A 15,723-nucleotide genomic window follows, 5' to 3' on the forward strand; every position below is an offset into this window, starting at 1 on the left:
TCCATTGTAGAAATATTGAATATATGAAGAATTTAAAACGAATATTATTACTTGCTGTTATATTGTTGATGAACAAAGCATTTGCCCAAGACCCTTTTCAATATGATCCACCATGGAATACGCCGCCAAAGTCGGCAGTTGATTTCACCGTTCCAGGTATAGACAATGTCCCGGATCTGTTTGGTGATATCGTAGACCCTCAGTTAGTGGTGTTTTTTGCAGGAAACCAATTTATGGTCATGGATGATCTATTGGACGCCTTCAAAAAGAAACATCCTAAATATGAAAGGATCTTTGTGGAAACATTGCCTCCGGGCATCTTGGCCAAACAGATAGAGGGTGGATCAATCACCATCGGAAATATGAGGATCACCCATAAACCTGATGTTTATGCAGCTGGTAAAAACAGGATCGACAGTATGCAAAACCACTTCTCTAGAACAGAGGTCTATGCATACAATAAATTAGCGATCATGGTTCCTCAAGGAAATCCTAAAGCTGTAAAAACAGTCCAAGATCTAGCCAAGAAAGATGTGAAGATCGCCATGCCTAACCCTGCATGGGAAGGAATAGGAAGACAGATTGTATCGGTCTATAAAAAGTTAGGTGGCGAACAATTGGAGAAAACCATCATGAAGGATAAAGTAGCTGATGGCTCAACGTACTTAACCAAGATTCATCACAGGGAAAGCCCTATGAAAATCCTTTATAAAGAGGTTGATGCAGCCCCAGTTTGGTATTCGGAGGTCGTATATCAAAAGCTATTAGATCATCCCGTAGAGATGGTTGAAATTCCAAATGACCAGAATATCAGAGCAACATACATGATTGCTGAGATGAAAAACGCTCCAAGAGCTCAAGCGGCAAAAGATTTTGTGGATTTCATGAAATCTGATGAAGCAAAAGCGATCTACAAGAAATATGGATTTGAAACACCATAGTTTGTTTAATTAAAAAGAGAAGGGTTCCAATCCATGATTGGAACCCTTCTCTTTTTATAGCTATTCGCTTATTTCTTATATTTTCTGATGGCTTTGTTCGCTCTTTTGGTTGCGGTGTCGATTTTATAATCGAGCCATTTATCTTTAAAGATCTTACGCATGGTGTCATCAAAGTGGCGTGTTACGAAAAGGTTCCTAGCACCCTTCAGTTTCTCGCTCAATGAATTCGCCAAAGCGCGTACAGAAATAGAATATCCCTCAGTTTCATATTGGATATAATGCCACCATCCAGCAGGCATATACAAGGTCTCACCTGGATTGATTACCGCTTCATAACCATCTAAAAATTCTAAGCCTGGATAATCCTTTACATCGCTCTTTTTCAAGTTGGCAATGCTATGGAAGTTATAAGGCAATTTATACATAAGGTCAGACTGGTTGTTCGGGAATAACCAGATACGCTTTGCTCCTTGGAATTGCGAGATGAATACATGGGACATATCGATATCAAAGTGGTTCCTAGTTGCAGAACCTTCACCACCGAAGAACATATAGGGTAACCACTGGATGACCTTGCCACCTGTAACATCATTGAATATAACGTCTTTTTTCAGCTCAGGTCTTATTTTCATAAGGTTAAACAAGAATAGACGAAGCTCAGTAGGTTCTTTACGGATCATATCCAAGTACTCTCCAAAGGTCATCTTTCCAACCGGAGGACTTGCTGCATGGTTTTGTGACTCCTCTTCCCGACCATAAACGTCGATTTTTTCGTTACCCGCTATTTCCTTGAAATAGTCGTAGCTCCACTTATTCCAACAAGGGCTATCCTTACTGATAAAGTCCTTGATGATAACAGGCTGACTCTTATTCAGATAGTCCCTAACAAAATCTTTAGGAGCTATTCCAGATATACTATTAACAGGTTTTAATTTCACAATATTCCCATTTTTGAGTTAATGCAAACATAAAAAAAATATTTCTACAATAAATATACCCAACCCACATGAAGGGAATATTTATGACTATTTTTTGGTAATGTAGGGAGAATATATTTATCAAAAAATGATAAATATCAAATTTGTAAGTGTTTCTTGATAATCGCTTTACGATGTTTTAGCTGAGATAAACAGAAGGTTTGTTGACCCATTACGGGAAACCATAAAAAAAGGCTACCCTTCTCAGGATAGCCTAAATATTATTTTGGGCAATTGCCTACTTGTTAACCTGTTTGATGTACTGCTCAATGGCCATTGTCATACTTGGAGCATTCGGTGTCGGTGCTGGGATATCCAGGATCAGACCATGTTCCAATAATGCCTGTTGAGTAGTAGCGCCAAATGCAGCGACACGGGTGTTGTTCTGTACAAAATCAGGGAAGTTCTCATACAAGGACTGTACACTGGAAGGACTGAAGAACACGATGATATCGTAAAAAACATCTTTCAAGTCCTTGATGTCCGAAATCACTGTTTTGAATAGCACAGCTGGCGTGAAATCATATCCATTTTCTTGCAACCAGCGCTGAGTTTCCTCATTGGCAACGTCAGAACAAGGAAATAGGAATTTCTCTTTGTTGTGCTTTTTCAGGACATCCTCAAGATCCTGTGCGGTTTGCTTTCCGAAGAAAATCTTGCGCTTACGATATTGAATGTATTTCTGAAGGTACAAGGCAATGGTTTCAGAAATACAGAAATATTTTAGTTCCGCAGAAACTTCAAATCGCATTTCCTCACATACCCTAAAGAAATGATCTACTGCATTTTTACTGGTGAAAATGACTGCAGAAAAATCTGCAAAATTAACCTTCTCTTTTCTGACATCTTTTGCAGAGACGCCTTCAACATGGATGAACCCTCTGAAGTCTAATTTTAAATTATACTTCTCGGCTAGTGTGAAGTAGGGAGATTTATCGTTTTCAGGCTTTGGTAAAGTAACTAAAATGCTCTTTACTTTTTTGGATCTTTCTACATCAATCTGCATATACTCTTTCTTAATTACTTAGTGACCTCACTAATATCAAAATTGGTGCTAATTCGAGACTGCAAAGATAAAGAATTAAATAAAAAATAGAAAATTTGAAATGACCGAACAGGTGAAAAGCAGTCCTAATAAACCTATACGAGAATAAAATAATTACAATACAAATGTAAATTATTGAGATAGTTTGAAAATAATATGCAGGAATAAACACTACAGCCAACAAAAAGGGCATTAGGAAAAACATGCTATTAAAATAAACTAGGTAAAGAATTGCAATATATTCCCTTACAATTTTATCTAATTGAAATACAAATGATACAAAGCGGATGATCAGGATCTTTGCAATAAACAGCAAAGCGATGAAACCGGAGTTCTTGAGGAAGTTTTCAAAAGTTAGATAATTTTTGTCGCCGAAGCTTGACATGATCACCACCACAAACAATCCCAGGGACAAACTAAAAACGGCGTACAAAAAGATATACGGCCACGAAGTCGCTAGGTTATCTTCCTTACTGACCTGAAGCAATAACCGCTCTTTGTAATAGGCATCGACTATAATCTTAAGCTCCACCGGAAATACAATCCGAAGTACCCCTAACATCAAGAACAAAAGGAATACGATCAACAGGACCCATGCAGGCCTGTTACTCTTCTCGATCCCATCCTGCAAGGCAGACTGTTTATGGTGCTTCCCTACTTCTTCAATCCCGAAATAAAGATCTTGATTCCCTCTTTTCAGCGTAGAATCATAGGCTACTTTCAAATAATTGATTCCCTTATCCGGGAAAAGAATAATTTGACTATTTTTAAGGTTGTTGTCCAAGGACTCAAAGATGGCCACTCGTGCAAGAGAGTCTTTGATAGCAACGGAATCCACTAACAGCACGGAGTCAACAGGCAATGTTTGGCCATAACTTTTAGGAGCAAAGAAAATGCTGCTAAAAATTAAAACCCATATCATATAAAATCTGTTGATGTGCTTCATGAAAGGCGTAAAGTTAGGACAAAATAATTGCTTTAGAAATTGAAAACATGAGTAAAAAAGAAATTGTAAGATGCGGCTGGTGTGGCACGGATGAATTGTACCAAGAATACCATGACAAAGAGTGGGGAAAACCAGTAAAAGACGACAAAGTACTGTTTGAATTCCTGATCTTGGAGTCTGCACAGGCTGGTCTAAGCTGGATTACGATCCTGAGAAAAAGAGAGGGCTACAAAAAGGCTTTCTCCAATTTTGATTACAAGAAGATAGCGAAATATACAGAGGAAGATGTGGAAAGGCTATTGCAGGATCCGGGCATTATCAGGAACCGCTTGAAAATAAACAGCACGATCCATAACGCAAAAGCCTTTATGGATATCCAAAAGGAATTTGGAAGCTTTTATAACTATCTATATAGCTTTCTTCCAGACCAGAAACCTATCATCAACAAGCTGGAATCATTACAGGATGCTGTTGCAACCACGGAGCTTTCAGACCGCATCGCTAAAGATCTTAAGAAACGAGGCATCAAGTTCTTTGGGTCCACCACCTGTTATGCCTATATGCAGGCCGTTGGCATGGTGAATGACCACCTAACCACATGCAGCTTTAGATAGCGCCGGTACGGGGGATATTTTTATAGATATTTTGAAGGTTACGGCATTGCCCATTATAGTCCAATCCGTAGCCTACAACAAATTCTTTCTCGATTTCAAAGCCCACATACATGATATTGTCGAAGGAATACAGGAGGCAATCGGGCTTTAAGAGCAAGGTCGCAACGGATATGCTGGCCACCCCTAATCGCTCCAATGCTTCAATGGTATGGACCAGAGAACGGCCCGAATCCACCACGTCCTCCACGATTACGATATGCCTGCCTTCCAGCGACATGCCCACTCCTATCAGCTCATGTATTTCGCCTTGGTCGGTCCCAGCATAGGAAGCCAACTTCACGAAAGACATTTCACAGGGAATATGCACCTGCTTCATCAGGTCGGCCATAAACATAAAGCAGCCATTCAATACGCCGACAAATACAGGATGTTGGTCTTCATACCTCAGGTTGATATCAATCCCAATCAAGCGGATCCTTTTCTGGATTTGCTCATAATCAATCATGAGCTCAAATTCCAAATCGTCGATAAATATATTCTTCATGATTAATCGTTTTGTTCTGAACTGCCCTTGCCAAAAAGTTTCTCCAATAAGGATTTGCGGATTTGCTCTTCCCTATCGATTTCATCCACCATATCCTTGATATCATCATGGTTCATCATGGAATCAGGCACACCCTTAGGTCTTGGCGGACGTAGGTTAGGCTGAAGTTCCACTTGATAGAATCCATAATTTCCAGGAACGTTCTCCCCTTCCAGCTGGTTCATTTTATTCATGATATAGCCATAGGTATTGAAATGCTTCATTACCCAAGGTTTCAGGTGGCCGGTATAATCAAAGGATGAAAGGCCGGTTTTCGGTCTAGGAATAATGCTAGACAGGTACAAGCTCTCGCCGATGGTCAGTTCTGAAGGCTTCTTGCCAAAATAATATTTTGAAGCTTCTGCTATGCCATATACATTTTTACCCCATTCGATGATATTCAGGTATACTTCCAACAGGCGGTCCTTGCTGACCTGCTTGGACTGCTCCATGAGCCATACCAGCAGGATCTCCTCAAACTTCCGCATCATGGTCTTGTTCCGGTTCAAGTACAGGTTCTTGATCAGCTGCATGGAGATTGTACTGGCTCCACGTTTAAATTTTCTCTCCTTGATGTTGGTCACGATGGAAAGCTGGAAAGCCTCCAGTTCAAAACCATTATGTTTATAGAAAAACGGATCCTCCGTATTCAACACCGTTTTCTTCAAGATCGGAGCAATCTGATCCAAAGGCGTAAAATTAGGATTGGAAACATCCAATTTTATATCCCTCATCTTAAGGGTATCCTCATAGGCCTCATAAACAAATGGACCATTTAGGGCTGCAATATCGGCTTTTCCCCATTTCTTGACCTTTAGGTTTTTATCATCGATCTTGGAGGCAAACTTCAGATCATCCGGATCATCCAGGTCCACATTGAAATCCATGTCATATTGTATGTCACCTTCCACTTGGATACCATCCAGGTTCTCAAACAATCCCGCTGGAAGGGCATCAAAGAAATTTTGGGCCTTGAACATACCAGTATGCACGGCCATCTCCAATATCTTCTTCGGTTTACGGGTAAACTTCAGTTTTGGCTGAAAGGAAAAATCCTTTACCTCCACTTTGGTACCTTGCACCAATTCGATCGTATTTTCAGAAACCAGGAATCCCCCATCTGCCGAGCCACCCGGCAAAACATTGGTTTCTTCGGAAAGTCGATGGTGGTTCACCCTTAAATTCTTGGCACTGACCCCACCTAGCATCTCCAAACTTTCCTTGCCCTTCCGAGCCACATTATCCAGATGGAAACTCAATTCATCAAAACTCACATTCAAGCCAAAACGCCTCCCAATAAAGGGTATCTGCGCATCCTTATTATCCGATGATATGGTTACATTGGCCGTCTGACGGCTTGAATTGATGTTCCCTTTAAAATTCCATTTTGCTTCCTGTTCATTGAGGAACACATCGATATCATAGTCGCCATCATCGATCTTCCCTTCAGGAATCTTTACCACTTGGGTAGAAGAAGAATCTTGAAAGGATAGGCTAACATTTTCTAAATTTAAATTATTCGGAACGGCCTGAAAAGCTCTCTTCAAAAGGTTATCAATGGTTTCGGCCAAGGTCTTGGTTTCGGTCACTTCTTTGGTACTGTCTACTTCAGACTTCTTGCGGAACAGGAAATCATAATTGGCGGTACTATCATGCTTGACCAAGGTGATATCCGCGTTTTTAAGGTCTAATTCATCCAGCTGTACCGTTCCTGAAAGTAGGGGGAATAATTTAACAGACACCTTGAACTCATCGATAGAGGCCAGTTGTTCTGCACTATCGGGAATCAGCTTTACCCGTTGAAAATCTACGGTGGTCAAACCTGCAAATTCATACTTTTGGACTTCAAAATTCAAAGCATAATCATCCTTCAATTTCTTCTGCACCTTAGCAACAGCCTTGTTCAGCATATCCCCACGCACAGACATCGCCCATATAAAACCTATTGACAACACCGCTAGGATGCTCGCTGCAGTTATAATGAACCATCTCTTCTTAACGAAACTGAAATCGGGAATCTTGATATTTTTTACGTCTAACATATATTAATGTGAAAACCGAAGATTATGGTAAAAATATGCAAAAATCATTAAAAACATCATTATGACAAGATATTGAGCTTCTTTCTTTAATTTTGTTAAATTAATTTAAATCCATGATTACTAAAGAACAGATTTTACATGCTTTAGGTCATGTGGAAGAACCAGATCTAAAAAAGGACTTGGTAACCCTCAACATGATCGAAAACATTGAAATATTACCGAATAAAATAAAATTTGATGTGGTACTCACCACACCTGCCTGTCCGCTAAAGGGACATATTGAACATGCCTGCCGAAACGCCATTGCCTTATTTGTTTCCAAGGAAGTAGAAGTTGAAATCAACATGACGGCGAGGGTTCGCGCTGTTGATACCGCCCAATTGAAAAACATCAAGAACATCATCTTGGTTTCCTCTGGAAAAGGTGGCGTAGGAAAATCCACCGTTGCAGCAAACTTGGCATTGGCCCTAGCAAATACCGGTGCAAAAACCGGATTATTGGATGCTGATATCTATGGACCTTCGGTTCCATTGATGTTTGGTGTGGAAGGTGCAAAACCACAGTCATCACAAGGTCCAGACGGTAAAAACAGAATTGTTCCTGTCGAAAGGTATGGATTAAAGCTATTGTCCATTGGATTCTTTACCGACCCGAACCAACCTATCCCATGGAGAGGTCCGATGGCAACTTCGGCAATCAAACAATTGTTTGGCGACACGGATTGGGGAGAACTGGATTACCTGATCGTGGACATGCCTCCAGGCACTGGAGACATCCATATCACTACCGCTCAAAGTTATCCTATTGCAGGAGCGGTGATTGTAACAACACCTCAACAAGTTGCGTTGGCCGATGCGATCAAGGGGATGGCCATGTACCAGATGGAAGGCGTAAAAGTGCCTATCATTGGGGTTATTGAAAACATGTCCTACTTTACACCTGCGGAACTTCCGGACAACAAATATTATATTTTTGGAAAAGATGGTGGCAAGCGACTTGCAGCAGACAACCAAGTACCGTTTTTAGGCGAGATTCCATTGGTTAAATCTGTGGCCGATGCTGGCGATAATGGCTTCCCAATTGCCTTAGATCAGGATGAACCTGTAGCAAAGGCTTTTGCAGACATTGCAGGACGTGTTGCACAGGAACTAAGTATCCTAGCTGCCAAAGCATAAGGGTATCCTATAGAAATTTGAAAGGGACAACATCTGTTGCCCCTTTCTCTTTTTAATCTATGTTTGGTAAAGAATTCATTATTTAGTCAACCAAACCTGTGCTTGAACAGGTATAATTTCCTGGTCATTGTCCAGTTTCAACAGGAACATAAAAGCAATCTGCAATTGAGAAGCCGTAGCATTCGCTTCAAACCTTTCAACTAAAGCACTATTAGCAGGACTACTGGCCTTAAAAGCAGCAATGGTTGTATTAAAGACCGCCCTATTTCCATTTCCAGGAATGGGAGCAGCAATATAAGTTCCCGCTCTCACCCCACCGGCATTAACCGCTGTCGTTCCAGCCAACACCTTAGAAATTTCCTTAATCGTCCTGCCAGAACCTGATGGAATGGTCAACGTAAAACTGATCTCATTCTTACTCAGCGGCTGTGTGATGTAAGGGTTAAACCCATACGTTGTGGCACCTTCATAGGTAACCGGAATATCAGGTCTATTATCCTTATATAGCTCTGTATACTCTTTTTTACAAGCTGAAAACAGCGTGACAAAAAGAGCTATTATGATTGTATTGATTATATTTTTCATCGATTAAAGTTTAATTAGCGTCCCACCATACTTTTACATTCGAATTTGGCACATTACTTCCCTGTGGAAAATTTGGATTACGTTGCTGTTCTGCAAATATATATACTGCGCGCACCGGTCTGGTTCCATCAATACCAGCGGCATTTTGATGGTCTGCCAAAACAGGGTACCCGGTCCGTCTCCAATCGTTCCATTGTTCCAAACCATTCGAGAAAAGGGAAATATACTTTTGGGTAATGATTTTCTCAATCCTTTGGGCAGCGGTTCCTGTCAAGGTCACTTCTGCAGGATTATCAACAAAATACTTATCAATTACTGCGGCTGTTACCCCTGCATCCGACATCGAAGCACGAATCCCCTGTTGATACATAGCTTGAGCATCCCCAGCAATTCCATGACGCACGATGGCCTCAGCAATGATAAAAGAAGTCTGCGCATAAGTAATCAAACGTGTCGGACCCTCGCCACTTTGTCCAGTTACATAGACATTATATTTAGACCTGTCATTAAATGGAGGTGCCGTACCTGCAAAACCATTGTCTAAGGTCACATATTCACCGGTTGGTTTTGTCACAAACTTTTCAAGACGTGGGTCCTTCTTATCGTTCAATAGGGTCACGAAACGGGTACTGATCAACAGGTCATTTTGGAAAAGGGAATTATGTGTCAACGTCCAGATGGGCGCCTGACTTCCAACCTGTCCACCAAAGTTTACCGCTAGGTTTGCCGAATTGCTGTTGATATAGTAATTCTTGCTGATGATCTCCTGTAGGATTGCCTTAGATTGTGCCGGCTCTACTGCGCTGATCTGCATGGCTAATTTCAACAACAGGGAATTTCCTGCACGCTTCCAACTTTCCATATTTCCGCCATACACGATATCATCCACTCGAGGACTTAATGGGCTCTCCTTTTCTAGGTCTGCAAGACCGGAGCGAACCAAGTCAAATAGGTTTCCTAAGGAGCCTTCAACATTGCCCAAATAGATATCCTTTTGTGGGGTTAACACCGGTGTGGTTTTACCCTGATCACCTATCAAGGCCTCATAATAGGGCACATCGCCCCAGACATCGGTGGTCATAGCAAAAGTTAGGGCCAACATGATCTTGGCAACACCTGAATAGGCAGGTCCATTATCTTGGTTAGCCACATCGATCAGTTTACGATAGTTGACCATGGCGCCACCATACAGTTCATAGGACCATTGGTTACCAAAATCATCACCGCTCGTAATATAGCGATCCCAACCCGCAGGGCTTCCAGAAGCTCCAGCGGTAACACTCATGATCGTAGAGGCAAACCTGTTCAATTCATTGGAATTGGCAAATGCAGTACCTGCAAGCGCCGTCGGCAGCAAAGTCGCTGCAGGCACTTTCAATGGGTTATTTGGTGTATCATTGACGTCAAGGAAATTGCTACAGCCGACTAGGGAAAGCGACAGAACAAAAACCGATATTTTCCGTATATTATTTTTTATGATTTTCATTGTTCAATTTTTAGAAGGTAACTCTTAGATTAAATCCATAATTTCTAGCGGTGGGCGCACCGTTCAGGTCCATACCTTGAACATTACCGGCACCTTGTGTATTCATCTCAGGATCACCTGGGAAACCCGGTGCAAACATCCAAAGATTTCTACCGCTTACCCCTACGGATATCTGTCCAAATGGAGTTTTCTGCAATAAGGAGTTTGGTAAGGTATAATTCAAGGAAACCTCGCGCAAACGGTAAGAGGTGGCATCAAACACCGCAGCCTCTGAACCAATACCGCCTAGGCCTTGCCAATAGGCTTGTGAAGAGATCTGTATATCATTTGGTCTATATCCCGTCACGTTTCCATCTGCATCCTTGATTTCGATAACGCCCGGAAGGATCCTTGGCTTATCCCGGTCTACAGCTGTGATATCTACCATCCCTCCGCTGCGCATATCCACTTGGGAGAAAGAGAAAATCTGACCACCTTTTTGGATATCAAATAAGGCCATTAAGCTTAAGCCTTTATAATTGATGGTGTTGGTAAATCCTAAGGTGTAATCTTTTTGCGGACTGGCGATTACTCTATTTCCTATTGCAGGAGCAAATCCACCGGTTACAGGATTGATCAGGAACTGACCCGCATCGTTACGGGCATGCTGCGCACCAACGATGACACCATAAGGATACCCTTCAGCAATGGACGGTGCAATACCGATAAAACTATTGATACCCGGAATTACCGTACTGGTCACTTCATCACCGCCGACTGGGTCCTTGCCAAAAATGGCAACGACATTATTTCTGATCTTGGTAAAATTGAAGTTGATATGCCAGCTAAAATTGTCTTTTCGAACTGGGTATCCCCCTAGCAAAACCTCAATACCTCTGTTTGTCATTTCACCGATATTCGAGGTAAAGGAATTGTATCCCGATGAATTTGACACCGCTACATCAAAAATCTGGCTCGCACTTCTGGTACTGAAATAGGTAAAATCCAAGTCTATTCTATTATTGAACAAGCCCAATTGAGTTCCCACTTCATAGGATGTCACAAATTCAGGCTTTAATTCAGGGTTCCCTATTGTACTTCCAATCTGAAACCCTGTAATACTGCTACCCCCAACAGATAATGGGAAAGTGATATTGGCCGTATTGTTACCATATCCTGCTGGACCATAAACGGAACTCAACAGATAAGGATCGGCATCACGGCCTACTCTTGCCACATTACCCCTGATTTTCCAATAGGATAAGATTTCTCCTCGTAAATTTTCAAAGGCGGTTGTAGGGACAAAGCTTAAAGAGGCAGATGGGTAGAAATAGGTGTTGTTCTTTTCAGGAAGCGTCGAAGATTGATCCGCCCTTCCGGTCAATTCCAAGAATAGGTAATCATTATACCCTAAGCTCAACTGACCATAATAACCGATCAATCTGCGCAAGGTTTTTCCTGCATAAGACGAGGTAAACACAGAGGCATTGCTCACATTGTCAAACATGGGAATAGCCAATGAACTACCAATAACCCCTGAATAGCGATAAGAACGACTATTGATGTTTTGACCTAAAAGCAGGTTTGCATCCAGGCCTTCCATAAAAATATCATCTTTCTTGGCCGTGATCATCAAATCTCCATTTAGTTCACTTCTGAACCTCGTATCTTCATCGATGGTACCCAACGGTGCACGGGCAGCACCTGGCCTTTGGATCTGCGACCTCTGGTCAAAATAGGTATCCGCAGTCACCCTATAGGATGCACTCAACCAATCCGTGAAATCATAGCCCACAACCAAGTTACCATAAGCACGGTCTACTTCGGATTGAAAAAACTCATTCTGAATACTCCATAATGGACTGTTTTGCGTTGGCAAGAAATACTGCCTCTGTCCCGCAGGGCTTAAAATGGGAGTCCCGTGTAAGTCATAGGAAACCGGGATACGGGTAATCTGTCCAAAAGCACTACCACCATTCCCCATGGTTGCTCCGCGCTGGCTAGTTTTCGCATAATTGATGGTACCACTGATCTTAATTCCATTTTCCAAGTTCCTGTTTCCACCAATATTTGCCGTATGCCTGTTGTACTTACTTTCTGGAACAATACCTTTCTGAATGGTACTTGATACACCCGCAACAAAATTGGACTTCTCATCGCCCCCAGCAAGGTTCAATGAATTTTGATAAAAAGATCCTGTTTTATAAAAATCTTTAATATTGTTTGGATACGCTCTATAGGGAACTGTTAATCCTGTACCCCCTTGGATCACTTCATCCACGGTTCCAAATCTTGGTCCCCATGAAAGGGTAGATTGATTATTATAGATGTTCTGTGAACCCTGTCCATACATGTCCTGAAATTTCGGGAGATACCCTACATTTTGGAAGTTCATCGAAGAGTTTAAGGTTACCTCGGTCTTACCGCCTAAGCCTTTACCCGATTTGGTCGTGATCATCAAGACCCCAGCCGACGCTCTTGAACCATATAGTGCAGATGCCGCAGGCCCTTTCAGGATATTGATCGACTCGATATTGTCCGGCGGAATATCATTCAAACGATTGGATGGTTGAGAACCAAACAAGGTATTCTGGCTGTTATCGGTATCATTACTGAAAATAATCCCATCGACAACAATCAAAGGTTGGTTATTACCACCAAAGGAAGTAATACCACGGATATTTATATTGGTCGAAGAACCTGGCTGACCAGAAGCACTTCCGATCGTCACCCCTGCAACCTTTCCTTGCAATGAATTCAAGACATTGGTTTCCGATCGCTGAACTAGGTCTTCCCCACCGACCTTCTGGGTTGCATAACCAATGGATTTGGCTGTTCGCTCAATACCTTGTGCAGTTACCAATACTTCTTCAATGGCTTCATCGCCCCCTTTCAGCACAATGTTTATACTGCTTCGGCCAGCAACCTTCACCGTATGGCTCTGGTATCCTACATAAGAAAACCGCAATGATGCATCTGCATTGGCTGAAATATGGTAGGTACCGTCACTTGAAGTCTGCGTTGCTACAGAAGTACCAACCACACTCACCGACACTCCTGCCAATGGCGTTCCATCACTCGCTGAAGTTACCCTCCCAGTAACCTCTCGTTCTTGTGCATACGCTGTACCGCACAGGCATATGAACACAAAAATAAATTTGAGTAGTCTTTGTTTCATAAATTAATTGTTTAGTAATAAAAGTTTATATATACTTAATATTTGTTTAAATATTAACTTGAAATTGGCTCTAAATAACTTTATTAACTATATATTCTAAATTTCGTTAATATTTTTAACATAATCAAGATAATTAGGTAGGAATTATTAATTTTAGGGAAATTATCAATAAAATAAACCTGAAATCATAAACAATATCTATTGTTTAGATTAATTTTAACCTTCGCTTATTGCGCTCTAGTATAAATTCCGATAGTTATTGAGCAGAAATGGGAATAATGAAAAACAGCTAGGGTGAAAAACAAGTTTTGTATCTATTAATTTCAAGAACTGCCAAATTCAACCCACTCTTATTCGAGACACATTCGGAACTTTGGCTACATGCCTCAATCCTTACACAGTTCCTTTTCAGAAAATCTTCGGAAAATACCGTGGAGATTTCCGAATGATTCCCGAATATGTCTCGAATATGTCTCGAATATGTCTCGAATAAAACCCGATCAGGAGGAGATGAAAATCAGGGCGGAATTGCCCCATATCCTTAAGATCATCGAAGAGGGAAAAGTGCTGTCTGGGGGATAGAATTTTCGGAAATAAAAAAAGCCTTCAGGAAATCCTGAAGGCTTATATAGCAATCAAAAATTAGTCTATTAAATTTGAGGGTTATTTTGAATTTCCACTTGAGGGATTGGGAAAGTCAATTTCTCATCATTGTATCTATAAGATTGACCAGGGAAAGAAAGGTGGTTTGAACCTCTAGTGATGGTCGCTTTATTACGTTTCATCGCTAGGTAACTTTTTCCTTCACCCCAGAACTCGATACGAGTCTGTAAATAGATTTCATCCTTCAAAGCTTGGCCAGAAAGGTTAGAAATATAGTTTACATCTGCTTTTCTTAGGCTCACTACTTTTTTCAAAGACTCAGCAGCAGAAGCGGCATTGTTCAAGTTAGCATAAGCTTCAGCGTTCAAGATCTGCATCTCATCCACACGCATATAGATATAATCCGTAACCACATTTCTTTGACCCATTGCTTTACGCTCTGGTGCGAAGAATTTGTTGAGTGGCATTAAGTTTTTAGCGTTGAATTGAGATTTTCTCACGTCATCAGCAGGAATTTTATCGTAAAGACCTTTGTCGATAGTTTTAGGGTCACCTGCAGCAGCATAGCTATAGGTAAAGTAATCTACCTGTCCCCACCAAGAAACCAAGTCAAGGTTACTCGCTAAGGTCAAGTCAACACCCCACATCCAACTTGGTGTATTTACGTTGTTGAAACCTGACTCAGGGTTTGTTACAATACCATTTTCATTTAGAATAGCAGCAGATTCACGTTTTGTAGTTAAAGGGAATCCTCCATTGGTCAAAATATCATTGGTCAAGGTAACTACTTGTTGCCAATCAGCTTGTGTACCTCTAGCACCTAATGCATAAGCTAACAAACCTTTTGCTACGTATTTGTTGATCTGATCTTTACTTGTTCTGTTGAAGTTATCTAAGTAAGCAATAGATGTATTCAAGTCAGAAACAATCAGGTCATATACATCCTTGGTACTTGACAAAGGTTGGTTAGGCTGATCAGTAGAAGTATAGATCGGCAAGATCATTTCAGAACCAGTACCATATTCTTTAGCATATAAGTTTGCTAGATAGAAATACGAATAAGCTCTCATGGCCTTAGCCTGACCCATAATATGTCTCTGTTCGATATCTTCAGCAGGAATTTCCACATCTGTACCACCCAAAGCATCAATTACCGTATTAGCAGCGAAAATGATCTTGTAGTAATATTTCCAAGCATGGCTAGCTTCTAATTTAGTATAATCAGTTGTCGTGATGTAACGCGCGATTTGATCATACCAACCATAGTTTCTTCCAGCCAATACCATATCAGAACACAACATGTCTGTATAGATGTCATAACCTTTTTGACCAAAGTCGTCATGACTTTCTTCAGCGGCACCTTGCGCAGAGAATAAATTGTACATGGTTGAATAAAGACCTGCAATATTACCTTTTAACAAAGCAGGGTCTTGTTTTGCAGCTTCTTCCAACTGTTCGGTTGAAAGTTCTTCTGTTGGTTTTTCATCCAAGAAGTCTTTACTACAAGAAGCAGTAAACAACAGGGATGAAATCAACACTATATTTAATGACTTTTTCATTGTTTATCTA

12 protein-coding genes are annotated in these 15,723 nt (G+C 41.1%); 3 read left to right on the plus strand and 9 right to left on the minus strand.

The genetic code is table 11. The annotated features are described in order from the left end of the window. Window positions 1-23 precede the first annotated feature (23 nt). Entirely contained in the window at window positions 24-941 is a 918-nt protein-coding gene (locus RT138_RS03090) for a substrate-binding domain-containing protein (protein WP_313189480.1), read from the plus strand. A gap of 68 nt (window positions 942-1,009) precedes the next feature. Here RT138_RS03090 and RT138_RS03095 read toward each other — a convergent pair whose 3' ends face one another. From RT138_RS03095 to RT138_RS03105, 3 genes are all read right to left on the minus strand, one after another. Beyond that, entirely contained in the window at window positions 1,010-1,879 is an 870-nt protein-coding gene (locus RT138_RS03095; protein ID WP_093101040.1) for a cupin-like domain-containing protein, read from the minus strand. 277 nt (window positions 1,880-2,156) lie between these two features. Next, window positions 2,157-2,924 (minus strand): uroporphyrinogen-III synthase, encoded by a 768-nt coding sequence (locus RT138_RS03100; RefSeq protein WP_185213933.1) that lies wholly within the window; start codon window positions 2,922-2,924, stop codon window positions 2,157-2,159. A 10-nt stretch (window positions 2,925-2,934) separates the two neighbouring features. Further along, the gene (locus tag RT138_RS03105) at window positions 2,935-3,885 is read right to left on the minus strand and encodes a DUF4271 domain-containing protein (RefSeq protein ID WP_313189481.1); all 951 of its coding nucleotides are present in this window, start codon (window positions 3,883-3,885) and stop codon (window positions 2,935-2,937) included. Window positions 3,886-3,956: 71 nt separating this feature from the next. Here RT138_RS03105 and RT138_RS03110 point away from each other — a divergent pair, with 71 nt between their 5' ends. Continuing rightward, window positions 3,957-4,523: a DNA-3-methyladenine glycosylase I gene (locus RT138_RS03110; RefSeq protein ID WP_313189482.1), complete on the plus strand. Its 567-nt coding sequence runs from the start codon at window positions 3,957-3,959 to the stop codon at window positions 4,521-4,523. Here RT138_RS03110 and RT138_RS03115 read toward each other — a convergent pair. After that, window positions 4,516-5,067 (minus strand): phosphoribosyltransferase, encoded by a 552-nt coding sequence (locus RT138_RS03115; protein WP_185213930.1) that lies wholly within the window; start codon window positions 5,065-5,067, stop codon window positions 4,516-4,518. The two genes, RT138_RS03110 and RT138_RS03115, sit on opposite strands and share 8 nt — an antisense overlap. Window positions 5,068-5,069: 2 nt before the next feature. Beyond that, window positions 5,070-7,148 (minus strand): transglycosylase domain-containing protein, encoded by a 2,079-nt coding sequence (locus tag RT138_RS03120; RefSeq protein WP_313189483.1) that lies wholly within the window; start codon window positions 7,146-7,148, stop codon window positions 5,070-5,072. 113 nt (window positions 7,149-7,261) lie between these two features. Here RT138_RS03120 and RT138_RS03125 point away from each other — a divergent pair, with 113 nt between their 5' ends. Further along, window positions 7,262-8,323 (plus strand): Mrp/NBP35 family ATP-binding protein, encoded by a 1,062-nt coding sequence (locus RT138_RS03125; protein ID WP_313189484.1) that lies wholly within the window; start codon window positions 7,262-7,264, stop codon window positions 8,321-8,323. A gap of 78 nt (window positions 8,324-8,401) precedes the next feature. On the opposite strand, the gene RT138_RS03130 is transcribed toward RT138_RS03125, so the two are convergent. From RT138_RS03130 to RT138_RS03145, 4 genes are all read right to left on the minus strand, one after another. Continuing rightward, a complete protein-coding gene (locus RT138_RS03130) occupies window positions 8,402-8,908 on the minus strand; it encodes a hypothetical protein (protein ID WP_313189485.1) in 507 nt (168 codons plus the stop codon). A 10-nt stretch (window positions 8,909-8,918) separates the two neighbouring features. Beyond that, window positions 8,919-10,394, minus strand: coding sequence for a SusD/RagB family nutrient-binding outer membrane lipoprotein (locus tag RT138_RS03135; RefSeq protein ID WP_313189486.1), 1,476 nt, complete (start codon window positions 10,392-10,394; stop codon window positions 8,919-8,921). A gap of 10 nt (window positions 10,395-10,404) precedes the next feature. Then, window positions 10,405-13,551 carry a SusC/RagA family TonB-linked outer membrane protein gene (locus RT138_RS03140; protein WP_313189487.1) on the minus strand — a complete coding sequence of 1,049 codons (3,147 nt, stop codon included), beginning with the start codon at window positions 13,549-13,551 and terminating at the stop codon, window positions 10,405-10,407. A 650-nt stretch (window positions 13,552-14,201) separates the two neighbouring features. Next, window positions 14,202-15,713 (minus strand): RagB/SusD family nutrient uptake outer membrane protein, encoded by a 1,512-nt coding sequence (locus RT138_RS03145; RefSeq protein WP_313189488.1) that lies wholly within the window; start codon window positions 15,711-15,713, stop codon window positions 14,202-14,204. Window positions 15,714-15,723 lie beyond the last annotated feature (10 nt).

Origin of the sequence: Sphingobacterium sp., assembly GCF_032065005.1 — a bacterium.
In the GTDB taxonomy this organism is placed as follows: domain Bacteria; phylum Bacteroidota; class Bacteroidia; order Sphingobacteriales; family Sphingobacteriaceae; genus Sphingobacterium.